Source organism: Flavobacterium tyrosinilyticum, from assembly GCF_023656565.1.
In the GTDB taxonomy this organism is placed as follows: Bacteria; Bacteroidota; Bacteroidia; order Flavobacteriales; family Flavobacteriaceae; genus Flavobacterium; species Flavobacterium tyrosinilyticum.
This window is the reverse complement of record NZ_JAMOKG010000001.1, coordinates 1059568-1076483: the sequence shown is the minus strand read 5'-3', so window position 1 is coordinate 1076483 and position 16916 is coordinate 1059568. Positions and strand designations below refer to the sequence as shown.

11 protein-coding genes are annotated in these 16916 nt (G+C 34.5%); 4 read left to right on the top strand and 7 right to left on the bottom strand.

Going from position 1 to position 16916, the window contains the following annotated elements; translation table 11 throughout:
* Positions 1 to 33: 33 nt before the first annotated feature.
* Entirely contained in the window at positions 34 to 1689 is a 1656-nt protein-coding gene (locus NCC77_RS04735) for a UxaA family hydrolase (RefSeq protein WP_250834563.1), read from the bottom strand.
* A 171-nt stretch (positions 1690 to 1860) separates the two neighbouring features.
* On the opposite strand from NCC77_RS04735, the gene NCC77_RS04730 reads away from it, so the two are divergent.
* The gene (locus tag NCC77_RS04730; RefSeq protein ID WP_250834562.1) at positions 1861 to 2751 is read left to right on the top strand and encodes an AraC family transcriptional regulator; all 891 of its coding nucleotides are present in this window, start codon (positions 1861 to 1863) and stop codon (positions 2749 to 2751) included.
* 304 nt (positions 2752 to 3055) lie between these two features.
* Here NCC77_RS04730 and NCC77_RS04725 read toward each other — a convergent pair whose 3' ends face one another.
* From NCC77_RS04725 to NCC77_RS04705, 5 genes are all read right to left on the bottom strand, one after another.
* Positions 3056 to 3835 carry an L-fucose dehydrogenase gene (locus NCC77_RS04725; protein ID WP_057115557.1) on the bottom strand — a complete coding sequence of 260 codons (780 nt, stop codon included), beginning with the start codon at positions 3833 to 3835 and terminating at the stop codon, positions 3056 to 3058.
* A 276-nt stretch (positions 3836 to 4111) separates the two neighbouring features.
* Positions 4112 to 5800, bottom strand: coding sequence for a sodium/sugar symporter (locus NCC77_RS04720; protein WP_250834561.1), 1689 nt, complete (start codon positions 5798 to 5800; stop codon positions 4112 to 4114).
* Between the two features lie 250 nt (positions 5801 to 6050).
* Positions 6051 to 7109 carry a UDP-glucose--hexose-1-phosphate uridylyltransferase gene (locus NCC77_RS04715; protein WP_250834560.1) on the bottom strand — a complete coding sequence of 353 codons (1059 nt, stop codon included), beginning with the start codon at positions 7107 to 7109 and terminating at the stop codon, positions 6051 to 6053.
* Between the two features lie 15 nt (positions 7110 to 7124).
* A complete protein-coding gene (galK, locus tag NCC77_RS04710) occupies positions 7125 to 8285 on the bottom strand; it encodes a galactokinase (protein WP_250834559.1) in 1161 nt (386 codons plus the stop codon).
* A gap of 246 nt (positions 8286 to 8531) precedes the next feature.
* A complete protein-coding gene (locus NCC77_RS04705) occupies positions 8532 to 9584 on the bottom strand; it encodes an aldose epimerase family protein (protein ID WP_250834558.1) in 1053 nt (350 codons plus the stop codon).
* Between the two features lie 101 nt (positions 9585 to 9685).
* Between NCC77_RS04705 and NCC77_RS04700 the strand changes: the two genes are divergently transcribed.
* Positions 9686 to 10684 (top strand): GntR family transcriptional regulator, encoded by a 999-nt coding sequence (locus tag NCC77_RS04700; protein WP_250834557.1) that lies wholly within the window; start codon positions 9686 to 9688, stop codon positions 10682 to 10684.
* Positions 10685 to 10882: 198 nt separating this feature from the next.
* Here the strand turns inward: NCC77_RS04700 and NCC77_RS04695 are convergent, their stop codons facing one another.
* Entirely contained in the window at positions 10883 to 11572 is a 690-nt protein-coding gene (locus NCC77_RS04695; protein WP_095930664.1) for an NUDIX hydrolase, read from the bottom strand.
* A 573-nt stretch (positions 11573 to 12145) separates the two neighbouring features.
* Here NCC77_RS04695 and NCC77_RS04690 point away from each other — a divergent pair.
* Both NCC77_RS04690 and NCC77_RS04685 read left to right on the top strand, forming a co-directional pair.
* The gene (locus tag NCC77_RS04690) at positions 12146 to 15202 is read left to right on the top strand and encodes a SusC/RagA family TonB-linked outer membrane protein (RefSeq protein WP_250834556.1); all 3057 of its coding nucleotides are present in this window, start codon (positions 12146 to 12148) and stop codon (positions 15200 to 15202) included.
* Positions 15203 to 15230: 28 nt separating this feature from the next.
* Positions 15231 to 16793 (top strand): RagB/SusD family nutrient uptake outer membrane protein, encoded by a 1563-nt coding sequence (locus NCC77_RS04685; protein WP_250834555.1) that lies wholly within the window; start codon positions 15231 to 15233, stop codon positions 16791 to 16793.
* The last annotated feature ends 123 nt before the right edge of the window (positions 16794 to 16916 follow it).

Below are 16916 nucleotides of genomic sequence, written 5' to 3'. Positions count from 1 at the left end.
ATAAATTTTTATGAGTTGTTTTTTAATAGTCTTTTACAAAGATACGCCGCGTTTCCACGGAATAAAATCATCTTGATTTAATTGAACCGCTTTCGGAATAATTTCGCCGCTTGCCGCTTTGATGCAATATTCTAAAATTTCCTCGCCCATTTCTTCAATAGATTTTTCACCACTGATAATTGGTCCGCAGTCAATATCGATAATATCTTTCATTCTGGTTGCTAGAACAGAGTTTGTCGCCACTTTGATTACAGGACAAACTGGGTTTCCTGTAGGAGTTCCCAATCCCGTTGTAAACAAAATTAAAGTTGCTCCCGAAGCCGCTTTTCCAGTTGTTGCTTCGACATCATTTCCTGGCGTACAAACCAAACTTAAACCCGGTTTTGTAACCAATTCGGTATAATCTAAAACATCAACAACAGGAGAAGTTCCGCCTTTTTTGGCCGCTCCGGCACTTTTGATGGCGTCTGTAATTAATCCGTCTTTGATATTTCCCGGAGACGGATTCATATGAAAACCTGAACCCACTTTATGCGCTAGCTCATCATAAGATTCCATTAAATCTATGAATTTTTTAGCGTTATCTTCCGTAATACATCTGTCGATTAAATTCTGCTCGGCACCGCACAATTCTGGAAATTCAGCCAAAAGAATTTTTCCGCCTAAAGCTACGACTAAATCTGAAGTATAACCCACAGCAGGATTTGCAGAAACACCACTGAATCCATCGCTTCCGCCACATTTTACACCAATGCATAAATCGCTCAAAGGCGCATCGGTTCTTTCATATTTGTTGATTTCAATTAAACCTTCAAATGTTTTTTTGATGGCATTGGTAATCAAAACTTCTTCGCTTTCGGTCTGCTGCTGCTCAAAAATAAACAACGGTTTGTCAAACTCTGGGTTTTGTCTTTTTACATCATTTACAAAATCTTGAACCTGTAAATGCTGGCATCCTAAACTCAAAAGTGTAATTCCGCCCACATTTGGATGATTCGCATAAGAAGCCAATAAAGCGCTCAAAGTAGAAGCATCCTGACGAGTTCCGCCGCAGCCTCCTTGATGATTTAAGAATTTAATTCCGTCCACATTTTCAAAAACACGTTTGTTTTTTGGAGTCGGATTTAATTCAATATTGATATCGTTAATGTCATTTCCGTTCAAATAACCTTCTAGTAATTCGTGCGTAAATTGGTTGTATTTGTCCGTTACAGCATAACCCAATTGTTTGTGTAAGGCTTCTTTGATAACATCTAAATTTCTGTTTTCACAAAAAACAGTTGGAACAAAAAGCCAGTAATTTGCCGTTCCAACGCGTCCGTCTTTTCTTTTGTAACCTTTAAAAGTTCTGTTTTCAAATTTAGAAATATCTGGTGCATTCCATTCGTAAGAAGCGTTTCTGTAGGCGTAAGGATCTGCGGCGTGTTTAAGATTTTCGGTCGTCATTAGACTTCCTTTCACAATATCGTTTTGCACTTTTCCTACCAAAACACCGTACATATTTACTTCTTCTCCTTGCTTCATATCCTGCATGTAGAATTTATGTTTGGCTTTGATGAGGTCTTGTAAAACGTATGTTTCGTTTTCAAAATGAATGGTTTCGCCTTTTTGAAGATCGGTTAAGGCAACCAATACATTATCGTCTGGATGCAGTTTTACAACCAGTTTTTTTGTGTTATTCTCAGACATTGTGTTGTTTGTTTTTTCTTTTTTTTGATGTCACTGCGTTCGTTTTATAACAATTTAATCCTTTGATTTTGTATAGAATTCGGGCAGTTAACGAAAAATAAAATTAGTTTTTTTACACATTGGTTAATAGTCTAATATTATCCGTATCTAATCTTTAATTATCTTTGCAATATGAAATTGGAACAAACTAAAATAGCATCTTATCTCAATACTAAAGTTTCGGTGCTGAATCGTATTGAACCTTTTTTTCAGGCGCCGTTTCATTCGCATCCGGAATTGGAATTGGTATATGTAAAAGAGAGTTACGGTAAGCGGATTATCGGAAATTCGGTAATGCCGTTTGAGCCTGGAGATATGGTTTTTTTAGGTTCTGATATTCCGCATGTTTGGTTAAATGATGAAAAATACTATCATGGAATTGAAGATTTAAGAGCCAATTCGATAGTCGTATATTTTCATAAGGATATTTTCGGGCCGACTTTTTACGAATTAAAAGAAACTCAGAAAATAAACGAACTCTTTTTTCAGGCAGGAAAAGGAATTTCGATTATCGGAAAAACCAATAAACAAATTGCAAAGAAACTAGAGAAGTTAGTTGCTAAAAAAGACTTCGAAGTTATTGTTGGGCTTTTTGAGATTTTGTCTATTCTTTCTGAAAGTCAGGATACGATTTATATCAACGATGAAATTTATTCTTTGATGCAAAAGGATTCGAAAGTAGATCGTCTTTCGGAGGTTTTTCAATACGTCAACAAAAATTACAAAAAGAATATTTCCTTAGAAGAAATTGCCGCTGTAGCTAATATGACAAGAACGTCTTTCTGCAGAATGTTCAGGGTAAAAACGAAAAAGAATTTTGTGGATTATCTACATGAAATCCGAATTTCGAATGCCTGCAAATTGTTGTTGGAAACGGATAAAAGTATGTCTGAGATTGCGTATGAATGCGGTTATAAAACAGCTTCAAACTTTAATAAACTCTTCAAAAAAGTTAAAGGAATTACGCCTTCCGATTTTAAAAATAATGCGAAGGTTAGTTTTGCCACAGATTATAAAGATTAAAAAGGATTTCAGAATTAAATCTGCTTGATCTGCCGAATCTGCGTGAAACAAAAAAATAAACACATAGAAACATAGAATTTGTCATCCATAAAAGAGTGAAAAAACAAATCTAGATTTGAACACATAGTGCTATGTGAATTTAAATAAATGCCACAGATTAAAAGGATTAAAATGATTTTTACGTCCAGTTTTGTCAGGCTGAGCGAAGTCGAAGCCCACGTCCAATTGGAGTGCCCTTCGACTTCGCTCAGGGTGACAAACTAAAGCGAATCATTGTAATCCTTTTAATCTGTGGCAAAAAAAATTAAATAGAACGATCTAAATGCGTATAACCACCATCAACATAAATAATCTGTCCAGTGGTATGACTTGATTTTTCAGACAATAAGAAAACAACCATATTCGCAATTTCTTCTGCGGTTGTCATTCTGTTTTCTAGCGGAATATTTTTGGTAATTGCAGCCAGTTTTTCTTCTTTATTTTCAAAAGTATTGATCCAAGTTTCGTAAAGTGGCGTGTAACATTCTGCTACAATTACAGCGTTTACACGAATGCTGTATTTTAATAATTCAACAGCCCATTCTCTGGTTAAAGCATTTCTTCCACCGTTTGAAGCGGCATACGCTGAAGTTCCGCCCTGACCAGTTTCGGCAGTTTTAGAACCAATGTTTACAATGGCTCCTTTTGATTCTTTAAGATAAGGAAGAGCATGCTGTGCCATTAAATAATAATGCACTAAATTTTTGTGAAGAGAAGCAGCGAAATCTTCATAATTTCCGTTTTCTAATCCAACACCGTCATTAACGCCGGCATTGTTTACCAATCCGTCAATTCTGCCGAATTTTGCGATTACGGCTTCAACGGCTTTTTTGCAGTCTTCAGGTTTTGTCAAATCGGCGGCAACTTGATGCGCTTCTTTTCCAATGGCTTTTAATTCTTCTACGGCTTTGATGTTGTCATTTTCGTTACGTCCAACGATAAACGGAATGGCATTTTCTTCGGCTAGAACCTTAACGATTCCTAAACCGATTCCTTTTGCGCCTCCCGTAACGATAATGATTTTTTGGGTTAATGATAACTGCATGGTATTTATTTATTATAATTTAAATTCTGTTTAATATTTTTTGCCACAGATCATAAAGATTAAAAGGATTTTTAAAATCCAGTTTTGTCAGGCTGAGCGAAGTCGAAGCCCACGTCCAATCGGAGCGCCCTTCGACTTCGCTCAGGGTGACAAAATAAAGCGAATCATTTTAGTCCGTAGCTTTTATTTCTATTTTAAAACTTTTTTAAAAATTTACAGCTGTTGTTCATGACAAACAACAGCTGTAAAGATAGAGAGAATAGAACTGATAATTTATTACCAGAACTTAACATAAAGCGCAGCAATAATCAATAATGTAATTACGATTAAGACTGTTGTCTGCGGTTTAACTTTAAACATTTCAGAATCAATTTCAAATGCTTTAGGGTTTACTTTTGGACCAGCAAAACTTATCAGAATCATTGCAATCATTGTGAATAAGAATGATAATCCCATACAGATATGGAACGGAATTTCGAAACCTCCTTTTCCGTTAGGGTAAGCTGTGTATAAAAGTGTATCGTTTCCAAATAAAGCCGGAGCGTATTCGTTGAATAAAACAGATAATAAGAATCCTAAAATTACACCAACAATTGCTGCTGTTCCAGTAGTCCTTTTCCAGAACATACCTAAGAAGAACATAGCAAAAACTCCAGGGCTAATAAATCCAGTGTATTTTTGGATGTAGGTAAATCCTCCAACGCCACCAATTCCTAAGACGTCATTCCATGTAAATAACACAGCTAAAAGCATGGCAACAAAAACGGCAAGACGCCCGATGTTCACCTGCTGTTTTTCACCCGCATCTTTCTGGATATATTTTTTATGAACGTCTAATGTGTAGATTGTAGAAATACTGTTTACTTTTCCAGCCAACGATGCTACAATTGCAGCAGTAAGAGCAGCAACAGAAAGACCTTTTAATCCAGTTGGAAGGAATGTTAATATAGCAGAATATGCCTCGTCTTTTACTCCTCCCTCCAATTGAGGTAAATGTCCGTTTGTATATAAAACGTAAGCAGCAATACCAGGTAACATGACGATAAGTGGCATTAATAATTTTAACATACCAGCAAACAAAATACCTGTACGAGCGGTTTGTAGATCTGCTCCAAGTGCTCTTTGTGTAATGTATTGGTTACATCCCCAATAGTTTAGGTTGATGATCCAGATACCAGCAGCGTAAGATAACAATCCAGGGAAAGTAAGGTATTTATCGATTTCAAGCTGAGAAGACGTCGCAGTTGGTTTCGGAATAATCATTTTGAAATGTTCTGGAGCCTGCTGCATTAAAACTTTGAAACCGGCAATTGCGTTTTGTCCAACACCAAAAGCTTCTGCAACTGTTGTTAAGGCAATATAAGATGTTACTAAACCTCCGATAATTAATACAGCCACCTGAATAACGTCTGTATAAGCCACAACCTTCATTCCTCCAAGAGAAATAAACAAAGCAAAAATAGCCAATCCAAGCATAATTACGTGAAGATATTCTCCACCCGCAAGTTTGTTAATCGCAACAGCTCCTAAGTATAAAATAGAAGTAAGGTTTACGAAAACATATAAAAACAGCCAGAATACAGCCATGATAAGTGCAGTAGATTCGTTGTAACGTGTTTTTAAGAATTGTGGCATCGTGTAAATCTTATTTTTAAGATATACAGGAATAAACCACACCGCGACAATAATAAGAGCAACGGCAGCAAGCCATTCGTAAGCAGCAACAGCGATTCCTAAGAAGAATCCTTCACCGCTCATTCCGATGAACTGTTCTGCAGAGATATTAGAAGCAATAAGAGAAGCTCCAATTGCCCACCAAGTTAAATTTCCTTCAGCCAAAAAGTAAGCTTTAGCATCTTGTTCGTCTTGTTTACGTTTGCGGTAAACGGTGTAACCGTAGACCGAGACTACGATGAAATAAATAATAAAAACCGCATAGTCTGCGAAAGCGAGGTTTTGGTTCATTGTTAGTAGTATTTTAAATAATTATTATAGGGTTGTTTGTTTATGTGGTTTTAAATCAGTTTTTGTGTTGTCAAATCTTGTTAAAAATGCAAGATGTGTTTTATTTCTGTTATTTTTTTGCGAAAATAAAGCAGAAGCCAAATGTAAAATAAAAATTTAGAAATTAACCATTAGTAAATGTGTTTTTTACATTTATCTAATAAGAATTGTGTTAAATTTTTAGATTTGAATTAAGGACAACACTAAACCATTAAGCTTTTACTGGGCTTTTGTAATGTACATCTGAAAGCTGTCTCAAAATTTCAGCACTTTTTTCAGGTGTAATATCACGCTGCGATTCTCCCAACATTTCATATCCGACCATGAATTTCTTTACCGTTGCAGATCTCAGCAAAGGTGGATAAAAATGCATGTGGAAATGCCATTCTGGATGGATTAAACCGTCTGTTGGCGATTGGTGAATTCCTGACGAATATGGAAATGAAGTATTAAATAAATTGTCGTACTTCGTTGTAAGTTGCTTTAAGATTTTCGCGAAAGCGCTACTTTCATCTTCAGTAAAATTGGTGATTTTGTTTACAGCTCTTTTGCTGATAATCATAGTTTCGTATGGCCAGATTGCCCAAAATGGAACCAATGCCACAAAATGATCGTTTTCGATTACGATACGATCGCCAGCTTTCAATTCGGCTTTTACATAATCTTCTAACAATGTTGTCTGATTTTTATCGTAGTACGATTTTAAGCTATTTTGTGTTTTTTCGACCTGAGTTGGTAGAGAAGATTGTGCCCAAATTTGACCGTGCGGATGTGGGTTGCTGCAGCCCATAACACTTCCTTTGTTTTCAAAAATCTGAACATGGTTGATGAATTTAATGTTTCCTAAATCGGTATATTCTTTCTGCCAAGTTCTAATGATGTTTTCAATATCGGCAATTTCCATTTCTGGAAGAGTCAGATCGTGTCTTGGCGAAAAGCAAACCACTCTCGAAATTCCTTGTTCTGGTTTTGCCTTAAAAAAAGTATGTTTAATATCATCTTCAAAAATGATTTCGTCCTGTTTCATGGCTGCAAAATCATTTTCAAAAACAAAACTGTTTTCGTATTGCGGATTATTCATTCCGTTGGCACGAACATTTCCTGGACACAAGTAACAAGTAGGGTCGTACTTAGGGAGTTCTTCAGTTGAAATAGTTTCATTTTGTCCTTGCCAAGGGCGTTTTGCACGGTGAGGTGAAACCAAGACCCATTCGTTAATTAATGGGTTGAAGCGTCTGTGAGGATCTTCGTTAATGTCAAAATTTTTCATTGTACAGTTGTGGTTTTAAAGTAGCGTTGTTCCGTTAGAGATTTTTACATCATAGAATTTTAATTCAATTCCAAATGTATCTAAATAAAGTTTAGAGAACTTACGCTTTACCTCATTTTCATTTCCTTTTTTAACTAAATTGATAGTGCATCCTCCAAAACCACCTCCCATAAGTCGGGAACCAATAATGGCATCATCTTCTTTTGCGGTATCAACAAGCATGTCTAATTCTTCGCAGCTTACCTCGTATTCTTTAGATAAACCATAATGTGTTTCAAAAAGCAGTTCTCCTAAAAGTTCGATGTTTCCTTGGTCTAGTGCTTCACAAGCTTTGATAACGCGATTGATTTCTTTTACAACAAAATGAACTCGGTCAAAAACTTTTTCAGTCATTTTATCTTGTAAGCTCAAAACTTGTTCTACAGAAGAATCTCTGAAACTTTTTACTTCTGGGAAATGATTTTTTATGATAGATAAACCTTCCTCACATTCAATTCTTCTGGTATTGTATTCTGATGTAAAAAGCGAATGTTTTACATTAGAATCAAATAAAATTAGAGAATAATCTTTGAAGTCGGCATTGTGATATTCAAAATCTAAAGTGTTGCAATCTAGTTTGATCACTTTATTTTCAAGACCGTGAACGCTTGAAAATTGGTCCATAATTCCGCAGTTGATACCCACCCAGTGTTCTGCTTTTTGGCCTAATAATGAAATGTCTTTTTTCTCAATTTTTAAATCAAACAGCGATTTGATTCCGAAAATCATTCCGCATTCTAAAGCTGCAGAAGAAGACAATCCAGAACCAACCGGAATATTACTGCTGAAAACACAGTTAAAACCATCAAACGAAAATCCGTTATCTTGCAATTGTTTGATTACACCACGAATGTAATTGGTCCAAACCACATCGCTCAGTTTTACTTCCTGAGTCAAATCGATTTCAAATTCTTCATTCAAATCGATGGCAATTATTTTAGAAGTTTTGGTGTTGTTTTTTTCAAAAGCAAAGCAAATCACTTTGTCAATTGCAGCAGGCAAAACATAACCGTCATTGTAGTCAATATGTTCTCCAATGATGTTGATTCTGCCTGGAGAAAGTACCGTTTTTTGAGGAGAAGCTCCAAAAGATTTCTCAAAAAAAGCAACGGTATTTTGTATTAAAATATCATTCATTATATAGTTAGTATATTGTGGTTTTAGAATTTTATATGTGTTGAGTGAAATTATTTTTTCTATTCTACCTACTACTTATAGTTTAAATCAAAATCTGTCTAGATCAGCTTTAATTTGTGTAAATCTGCGTGAAAAAATCTTGGCAAAAGTATTTCACGCAGATTCTAAAAGATTTCAGCAGATTCAATTAGATTTTACTTGATGGATGAAATTATTTTTATTTTATCTTATCCAGCAGTTATTATATTAGTTTAAACTTTCAAATTTGTAAAGTGTTTTTTGCGTGTATTCTTCACCTTTTTTCAAAACTGCATTTGGAAAATGCGCATGATTTGGCGCATCTGGGAAATTTTGAGTTTCAAAACAAATTCCGCTTTGTGCATTGTAATCAACGTTTTCTTTTCCTTTCAGTTTTCCGAAACAATTTCCACCAACATATATATGTACACTTGGCTGATCGGTATAAACATTCATTCTTAGGTTATTTTTTATGCTGATTAACTGCGCTACGATTTCAGTTTTAGAATTCACTACAAAAGAATTGTCAATTGGAAACGGACAGTTTTTTGAAGTTCTAAAATCAAAATCATGATTGGTTAAATCGGTGAAATTTCCTGTTGGAATATTGTCAGAATTGGTTTCTAGCATTTTAGCCGATTTGATAAACATTTGCTGTTCTAAAACATTTCCGTCATGTCCATCCAGGTTAAAATAGCTATGATGTGTCAAATTGATAATCGTATCTTCTGTTGAGGTTGCTTTGTATTCTAGCTTCAATTCATTTTCTTCGGTCAAAGTATAAGTCAAATAAACCGTCATTTCTCCAGGAAAATTTTCGTCCAGATGGGCACTCAAAAGGGCGAAAGTTATAGAAGGATTTTCACCAGAAGTTGCATTAACAACACTCCATGCTTTTCTTCCAAATCCCATTACTCCTCCGTGAAGCGTGTTGCCGTTATTGTTTCCGTCTAGCTGAAATTTTTTATCGTCAAGACTAAAAGTCGCATTATGAATACGTCCTGCGTAACGGCCAACTGTAGTTCCGAAATAAGGAGCGCTTGGTAAATTATACGATTCTAAATATGCTTCAAGATTATCAAAACCTAAAACAACATCTACTAGTTTTCCGTCAAGCGGAATTTGGATAGAAGTTACAGTTGCTCCATAATTGATAATCTGCACTTTCATTCCGTTTTTATTAATCAGATCAAAAGAATAAATTTCTTCCTTATTAGGCATTAAACCAAATAAATTGCAATTGTGAGTCTCTTTTAAATGCGATATGTGTTTTATTTCCATAAAAATTTTACCAAAAATGAAATCCAAAAATAGAAACATTTATTATTTTTACATACCAGTACCTACCAGTTTTTGCTGTTTATAGTCAAAATGACTTTATTATGAACATTATTTCAATTCAAAATAACATCGGTCTGCCAAAATATAAGCAGATTATTCTTTCAATCGAAAAAGCGATTGAAGAAGGAAATTTGATTAAAGGCGATAGGCTTCCGTCGGTAAATAAAGTCTGCTTGGCTTTTTCTTTATCTCGTGATACGGTCTTATTGGCGTATGACGAATTGAAGAAAAGAGGAATTATTTACGCTATTCCAGGAAAGGGATATTACGTTAAAAGCGTTGAAATCACTATAACTCAGAAGGTTTTTTTGCTTTTTGATGAGTTGAATATTTTTAAAGAAGATATTTATAATTCGTTTTTAAAAAACATTGGAAAAAATGTTCAAGTCGATATTTTTTTTCACCATTTTAATGTTCAAGTTTTCAAAAAGCTGCTAAATGACAGCAACGGAAATTATACAAAATATATTATTATGCCGACGAACTTAAACGATATCGTCGATTCTATAAAAACCCTACCAGTAAGCGACGTAATTATTTTGGATCAGACCAATTCAGATTTAAAAATGTTTCCTGCCATTTATCAAAATCACCAAAAAGATATTTACGAAGGTTTGATGAAAGGCAAAACGAGATTGTCTAAATACAAGAAACTGATTTTAATTTTTCCTGGTTTTAGAGAACCACCCGGAATGAAATTAGGTTTTGAATCTTTCTGCCAAGATTATGGTTTTGATTATGAAATTATTTCAGATTTCAGCAACCAGTCTATTGCTTTGGGAGATTTGTACATTATTCCGCACGATCGTGACTTGCTTTTGGTAATAGAAAATGCCATAAATCGAAATTTGAAACTAGGAGAAGATTTCGGAATTATATCATACAATGAAACTCCATTGAAGAAAATTGCCGCAAATGGAATTACAACCATTTCAACCAATTTTGAGTTGATGGGAAAAATTCTGGCAGATATGGTTTTAAAAGGAACAAAAGAGCAGATCGAAAATAGATCTGCTCTTATAGTAAGGAATTCTTTATAAATCGTTGAGTAAAATTTTTAACACATAGAAACATAGCTTTTGTGAACCCAAAAAAGGCGTTTCACTAATTTCAATGCACATAGCTATGTGTTAAAGCGAGCTTTTTCTGTAATCTTAAACAGAGCAATAAAAATCTATATTTCTATGTGTTTAAATTAAAACTTGTTCTATTTCACCCAATAGGGAGAATAAATAAAGTTATAAATTCAATACGAAATTATTTAGTAGTTTTTCTTCATATTTCTCCTTATTAAAAGTATATAAGTAAGAACCTTTTCGAGAAGACTGCATGTCTTTTTCTTCCAGTTTATTTAAAATTTCTAGAGAGTTTATTTTACTGATGAAATTTCTTTTGTCCAATTCTTTACTCAAAATTGCTTCGTACAATTCTAAAAGCTGACGCATGGTGAATTTTTCTGGAAGCAATTCAAAACCAATTGGTTTTACAGAAGTTTTATATCGAAGCCTCTTAATAGCATTTTGAACCATTTCGTTATGGTCAAAAATTAAGTTTGGAGCGTCGTTAATCGGGAACCATTCAGCGTGGTAATTCTGGATCAATTCTGCATTGTGGTTTTCGATATTAATTAAAGCGAAATAAGAAACCGAGATGGTTCTTTCTACAGGGTCACGATCAATTTCACTGTAAGCATGAAGTTGCTCCATATAAATATCATTAAGACCTGTATAGGTATTTAAGATTCTGGTTGCGGCAGCATCTAAGACTTCATCACGTTTTAGAAAACCTCCAATTAAGGACCATTTCCCTTTTTCTGGCTCAAAATCTCTTTGGATCAAAAGGATTTTTAGACCATCATTGTCGAATCCGAAAATGATGCAGTCTACTGCCAGTAAAACTTTATCAGCAGAGCTATAACTATTTAGCATATATTATTAATTTGGATGGGTAAATATATGAACTTCTTAAAACGTATCATAATTTATTAATGTAGATTTTACACTTACATAATTAACTACTCAAATGTATAGTTAAAAAAGTTACTTTTTACATAAAAATAACATACAAATTTTCTTTTTAAGATTTTTTTAAGAAAAAAACAGGACAGTCAAGGATAGTTTTTTGTAAAAATAAGTTCTGTTTGTTTAAAAACATATAAAAATAAACAATCTTTTACCTACAAAACAATCTTTTTTTTGAATTCAAAACATTAAAAAACAGATTATTTATGCTTTTTTTTATTTCCTTCTTTTTTTGATTAAAAAACGAGTTTTTCAGTAAAAGTGTATTTTTTACACAATTAAAATCATTAAAACAGCAGTTTTTTTGAAAAAACCTTGAATTTTTAAATGTTAATTTGACACTTAATTTGCGATATGTGTTTTTTTTGAGCTCTTTTTTTGTGATATTAATTTGTTTACATGGTTTTTTTTTAGTTAAATTTACAAATGTAAGATTAACACTTATTAACTAAACCACTAACCAATCTTAACTAAACCATTATGATTACAAAACAAAAATTACTTTTGTATTGCAATTTTCTATTGCCAAAAACAAATTGGATTTTAGCAGTATTAATGCTATTATTTTCTGTTAATCAGATGTCTGCTCAAGGCAAAACGATAACAGGGGTTGTTACATCGGCGCAAGACAATCTTCCTTTGCCGGGTGTAAACATTATAATAAAAGGAACCAAAACAGTTGCTACAACTGGATTTGATGGAGAGTATTCGATTAAAGCATCGACAAATGATGTTTTAGTTTTTTCATTTATAGGATTTCAGAACAAAGAGATAGTCGTAGGAAGCCAGTCTAAAATTGATGTGGCGTTGGGTGAAGACACTAATAAACTTAACGAGGTAGTTGTTATTGGTTACGGAACTCAAAAGAAATCAGATTTAACAGGTTCTGTAAGTGTTGTTAACTTAGAATCGGCTAAAAAAGTAGTTACGTATGATGCTGCTAAAATGCTTCAAGGACAAGTGCCAGGTGTTACTGTACAATCTTCAGGAGAACCGGGAGGCTTTGTTAATGTGAAGATTAGAGGTATAACTTCCTTTAGCAACAATAATCCACTTTTTGTAATCGACGGAATTATGGTCGATTCACCTTATGATTTTGCCCCAGGAGAAATAGAATCTATGCAGGTTTTAAAAGATGCATCATCGGCTGCTATTTATGGTGTTCGCGGTGCAAATGGTGTTGTAATTATTACGACTAAAAAAGGAAAACAAGGCAAAATGGATATTAAATTCAAGTCTATTGTAGGTCTGCAAAATGTTGCTAAAAAGTGGGATGTTACAGATCGAGTAGGTTATCAGAAAATTACGAGCGAGGCCGAAAGAAACAGAGATATTAGAGCAGGTGTTCCTGTAAGCATTGCTCCAGGAAATGACCCAAATAGTGCATCGTACATATCAAATGTAGATACAGATTGGCAGAAAGAATCTTTTCAGACTGGTGTTGTGCAAAATCAAGCCTTGACATTTACTGGAGGCGCAGAAAGTATTGCTTACAGCTTTAATGTTGACTATTTTAAAAATACAAGTTATATTAAAACACCTCAGGACTATGAGAGATTGTCAACCAATTTGAATTTAAATGGTAAAAAAGGAAAATTTAAATACGGTGCAAAAATAGCTTATACACAATCTGATAAAGAAATTTTTAATGAATACAATGCAGGTCAAACGGTTGTAAGTGACATTTTGGGAGCTATTCCGACTATGCCCGTTTATGATGCAAACAGACTCGGTGGTTATGGAGGTACAGACAACCTGACTCAGAGAGCAATTTCTATGAACCCTATTGGATACAACAATCTGATTGATAATAATGGAAAAAGAAACCGTTTTATTGGAGATGTTTGGGGAGAAATCGAAATCGTAAAAGGTCTTAAATACAAACTGGATGTAAGTTATGATAGAACAGATTGGGAAAATAGAAAATTTATTCCGCCAAGTGATTTAGGATGGTATTACATTACTACAAATGACGAAGCATCTCTAGATGTTGAAACAGGAAACGAACTAAGAACGTTTTTGAATAATTTGCTAACGTATGAAGTGACTCTTGGGAAGCATAAAATTGACGCTCTTGCAGGTTGGATTCAGGAAAAAAGAGATTATCATAGATATAATATGAGAGGTGTAGGTTTTACTCCAAACGACATTCCAATGCTTCAATACGCTGATGCTAGAAATGCATCTGAATATAAATTTACGATTACTGGAATATCATACATCAGTAGATTAAATTATTCTTATGATGACAGATATTTAGTGCAGGCTAACTTTAGACAAGATAAAACATCTCTTTTTAGCGAAAAAAATAATTCGGCAAACTTTTACTCTTTTTCAGGAGGATGGAAACTTAGTAACGAAAAATTCTGGACATTGCCAGAATGGATAAGCAATATTAAACTTAGAGGAGGTTACGGGACATTAGGAAATAATACCATTTCGCAATATTTCTTTGCTTCAACCGTAAACAGTTTTGCAGGTTATGATTTTAATAATGAGCTTGCTCCAGGAACAACTGTAGTTGCGGCATTGGATCCGAATGTAAAATGGGAAAAATCTACAAACTCAAACGTAGGTATCGAATTAGGTTTCTTAAATAATGATTTACAGTTTACAGCAGAGTACTTTGTAAAAAAATCAGATGATTTATTGTTAGGCGTTCCGCTTCCGTTTTCTACAGGGGCATTTCCGGCAAGTGTTACCACAAATGCAGGATCAATGAAAAACTCTGGGGTTGAGTTTACAGCAGCTTACAGCAATCATCATCATAAATTTAGATATGATATTTCTGCAAACTTTGGAACACTGAAAAATGAAGTTACTAAAATCGGTGTAAACGGAAATCCGATCTACGGAGCAGTTTCTAAAACCGAAGTAGGAAGATCTGTTGGCGAAATGTTTGCTTGGGAAGCAATTGGAATTTTCCAAAATGCAGCTGAAGTTGCAGCTTCTCCAACTCAAACTGGCGCGGCTCCTGGAGACGTGAAATTTAGAGATGTAAATGGCGACGGAATAATTACGGATGCAGATAGAACTTTCCAAGGAGTAACAATTCCTAAATATGGCTTCGGATTCAATTTCAGTGCTTCTTATTCTAACTTCGATTTCTCTATGTTTTGGCAAGGAGCGGGAGGTAACAAAGTATTTAATGCAATGTACCGCAATTTGATGATCGGACAATATACAAACCATCATACAGATGAGTTAAATTATTGGACACCAACTAATACCAATACCAATATTCCAGCTCCAGTTATTGGAGATCCAAATGGAAACAGCAGAGATTCAAACAGATTTATTGAAAGCGGTGATTATGTGAAACTGCAAACAATGGAAATCGGGTATAACATTCCGATAAAAGATAAATTTATTGAAAAAGCTAAGGTTTACCTAAATGGTCAAAATCTGTTGATTATCTCTAAATATAAAGGATATGATCCTGACTTTAACAGTGACGGATTACTTTCAAGAGGATATGATGCAGGATCTTTTCCAAATCCAAGAACAATTTCTTTAGGAGTAGAAGTGAGCTTCTAACCAGGTCTAACCATTAAAACGTATTAAAATGAAATCTAAATTTTTTAGCTATATAACCGTTTTCCTTTCACTAGCCTTGGTAACCACAAGCTGTGTGGATAACGAAGATTTGACTCAACTAGATCCAAATAATGATTCAGTCGATAATTTTTGGAAAACAGATGAAGATGCATTGCAAGGTGTAAATGCTGCTTATGGAAGTTTACTAACAGACGGAACTTACATGAGAAGTACACCATTATTATTAGATGCAAAAGCAGATGATTCTCGTACAAACAGCCCTTGGGCATCAATGTATAATGTGGGGCACTTTAATTCAAATGTTGCAGATGCAGCTATTTATGGGTGGGCTTACGAAACCTATTATCAAGGTATTTACCGTGCCAATCAAGTATTGACAAATGTACCCGGAATTGAATTTGAAGACGAAGCTTTAAAAAACAGAATTATAGGACAAGCTTATTTCTTAAGAGGATTGTACTTTTTTCATGCAGTAAACATGTTTAAGAATGTGCCTCTTCCAACAGAATTAGCAGTTTATTATCCTCAAAAAACACAAGACGAAGGCTGGGTACAAGTTATTGCAGACTTTAAAGCGGCAGCAGAATTACTTCCAAATTCTTATGTTGGCCTTTCAGGATTAGATGGAGGACAAAAAGGACGTGCAACTAAAGGTGCAGCGTTAGGATATTTAGGAAAAGCCTATTTGTTTACAAAAGATTTTACAAATGCTAAAACAACTTTCAAGCAAGTAATAGATTTAGGAGTTTATTCTTTGGTCGCAAATTACCGTGATAACTTCACAACAGCAAACGAAAACAATTCAGAATCTCTTTTTGAAGTGCAATTTAGCCGTGATGCCGGAGGTGTCGATTTAGGTTGGGGAGGTGCTCCTGCTTCTGGATGGGGAAAAACATCTGCAAGAGCTATTACCTATGCACCTCGTGCTTTTGGATGGACAGATGTTCAGCCAACTTGGGCATTGTTTAATGAATTTAAAGAAGAAAAAACAAAAACAGGACAAGATGATCCTCGTCTAGATGCTACTATTTTCTACAATAAACCAGGCGGAATGCAATTGTACGGAAAAGATTTTGCCACATTCTATGCTTCAAGTCCAGCCGATTTAAATGATTTATTCTGCAGAAAATACCAAAACTCTGACGGACAATTTGCAGACGAATACGATTGGCGTTCCGGAATCAATGAGCGTTTATTAAGATATGCTGATGTTCTTTTAATGTATGCCGAATGTTTGAATGAAACGGGCGATACTCAAGGAGCTTATACTTACATTCAGATGGTAAGAGATAGAGTAAATCTTCCTGATTTAGCCACTGCAAAACCAGGATTGTCTCAAGCGCAAATGAGAGAGCAGATTGGTCACGAAAGATTTTTAGAATTTCCTCTAGAAGGACACCGTTTTGACGATATCCGCCGTTGGGGATGGCTTCAAGATCCTGCTAAATTAGCTTGGTTAAAAGCAAGAGATGCTGAGTTTAATTCTTATACAGCAGGAAGAGAATATTTCCCAATTCCACAATTAGAAATGGATAATAACCCGGGAACTGTTCAAAACGACAGTTATTAAGTTTTCAGTCTCGGTTTTCAGTCACAGTCTCACTGGATACTGTAAATGAAAACTGAGACTATAATATTATGCCTTAGAATTTGGAATACAAGAGAAGTAATTTTTAACAGTAACTAAAATTAG

Bases quoted from the DNA above. Each gene is read 5' to 3' on its own strand.
- NCC77_RS04735 (WP_250834563.1), bottom strand. From the start codon at position 1,689: ATGTCTGAGAATAACACAAAAAAACTGGTTGTAAAACTGCATCCAGAC.
- NCC77_RS04730 (WP_250834562.1), top strand. From the start codon at position 1,861: ATGAAATTGGAACAAACTAAAATAGCATCTTATCTCAATACTAAAGTT.
- NCC77_RS04725 (WP_057115557.1), bottom strand. From the start codon at position 3,835: ATGCAGTTATCATTAACCCAAAAAATCATTATCGTTACGGGAGGCGCA.
- NCC77_RS04720 (WP_250834561.1), bottom strand. From the start codon at position 5,800: ATGAACCAAAACCTCGCTTTCGCAGACTATGCGGTTTTTATTATTTAT.
- NCC77_RS04715 (WP_250834560.1), bottom strand. From the start codon at position 7,109: ATGAAAAATTTTGACATTAACGAAGATCCTCACAGACGCTTCAACCCA.
- galK (WP_250834559.1), bottom strand. From the start codon at position 8,285: ATGAATGATATTTTAATACAAAATACCGTTGCTTTTTTTGAGAAATCT.
- NCC77_RS04705 (WP_250834558.1), bottom strand. From the start codon at position 9,584: ATGGAAATAAAACACATATCGCATTTAAAAGAGACTCACAATTGCAAT.
- NCC77_RS04700 (WP_250834557.1), top strand. From the start codon at position 9,686: ATGAACATTATTTCAATTCAAAATAACATCGGTCTGCCAAAATATAAG.
- NCC77_RS04695 (WP_095930664.1), bottom strand. From the start codon at position 11,572: ATGCTAAATAGTTATAGCTCTGCTGATAAAGTTTTACTGGCAGTAGAC.
- NCC77_RS04690 (WP_250834556.1), top strand. From the start codon at position 12,146: ATGATTACAAAACAAAAATTACTTTTGTATTGCAATTTTCTATTGCCA.
- NCC77_RS04685 (WP_250834555.1), top strand. From the start codon at position 15,231: ATGAAATCTAAATTTTTTAGCTATATAACCGTTTTCCTTTCACTAGCC.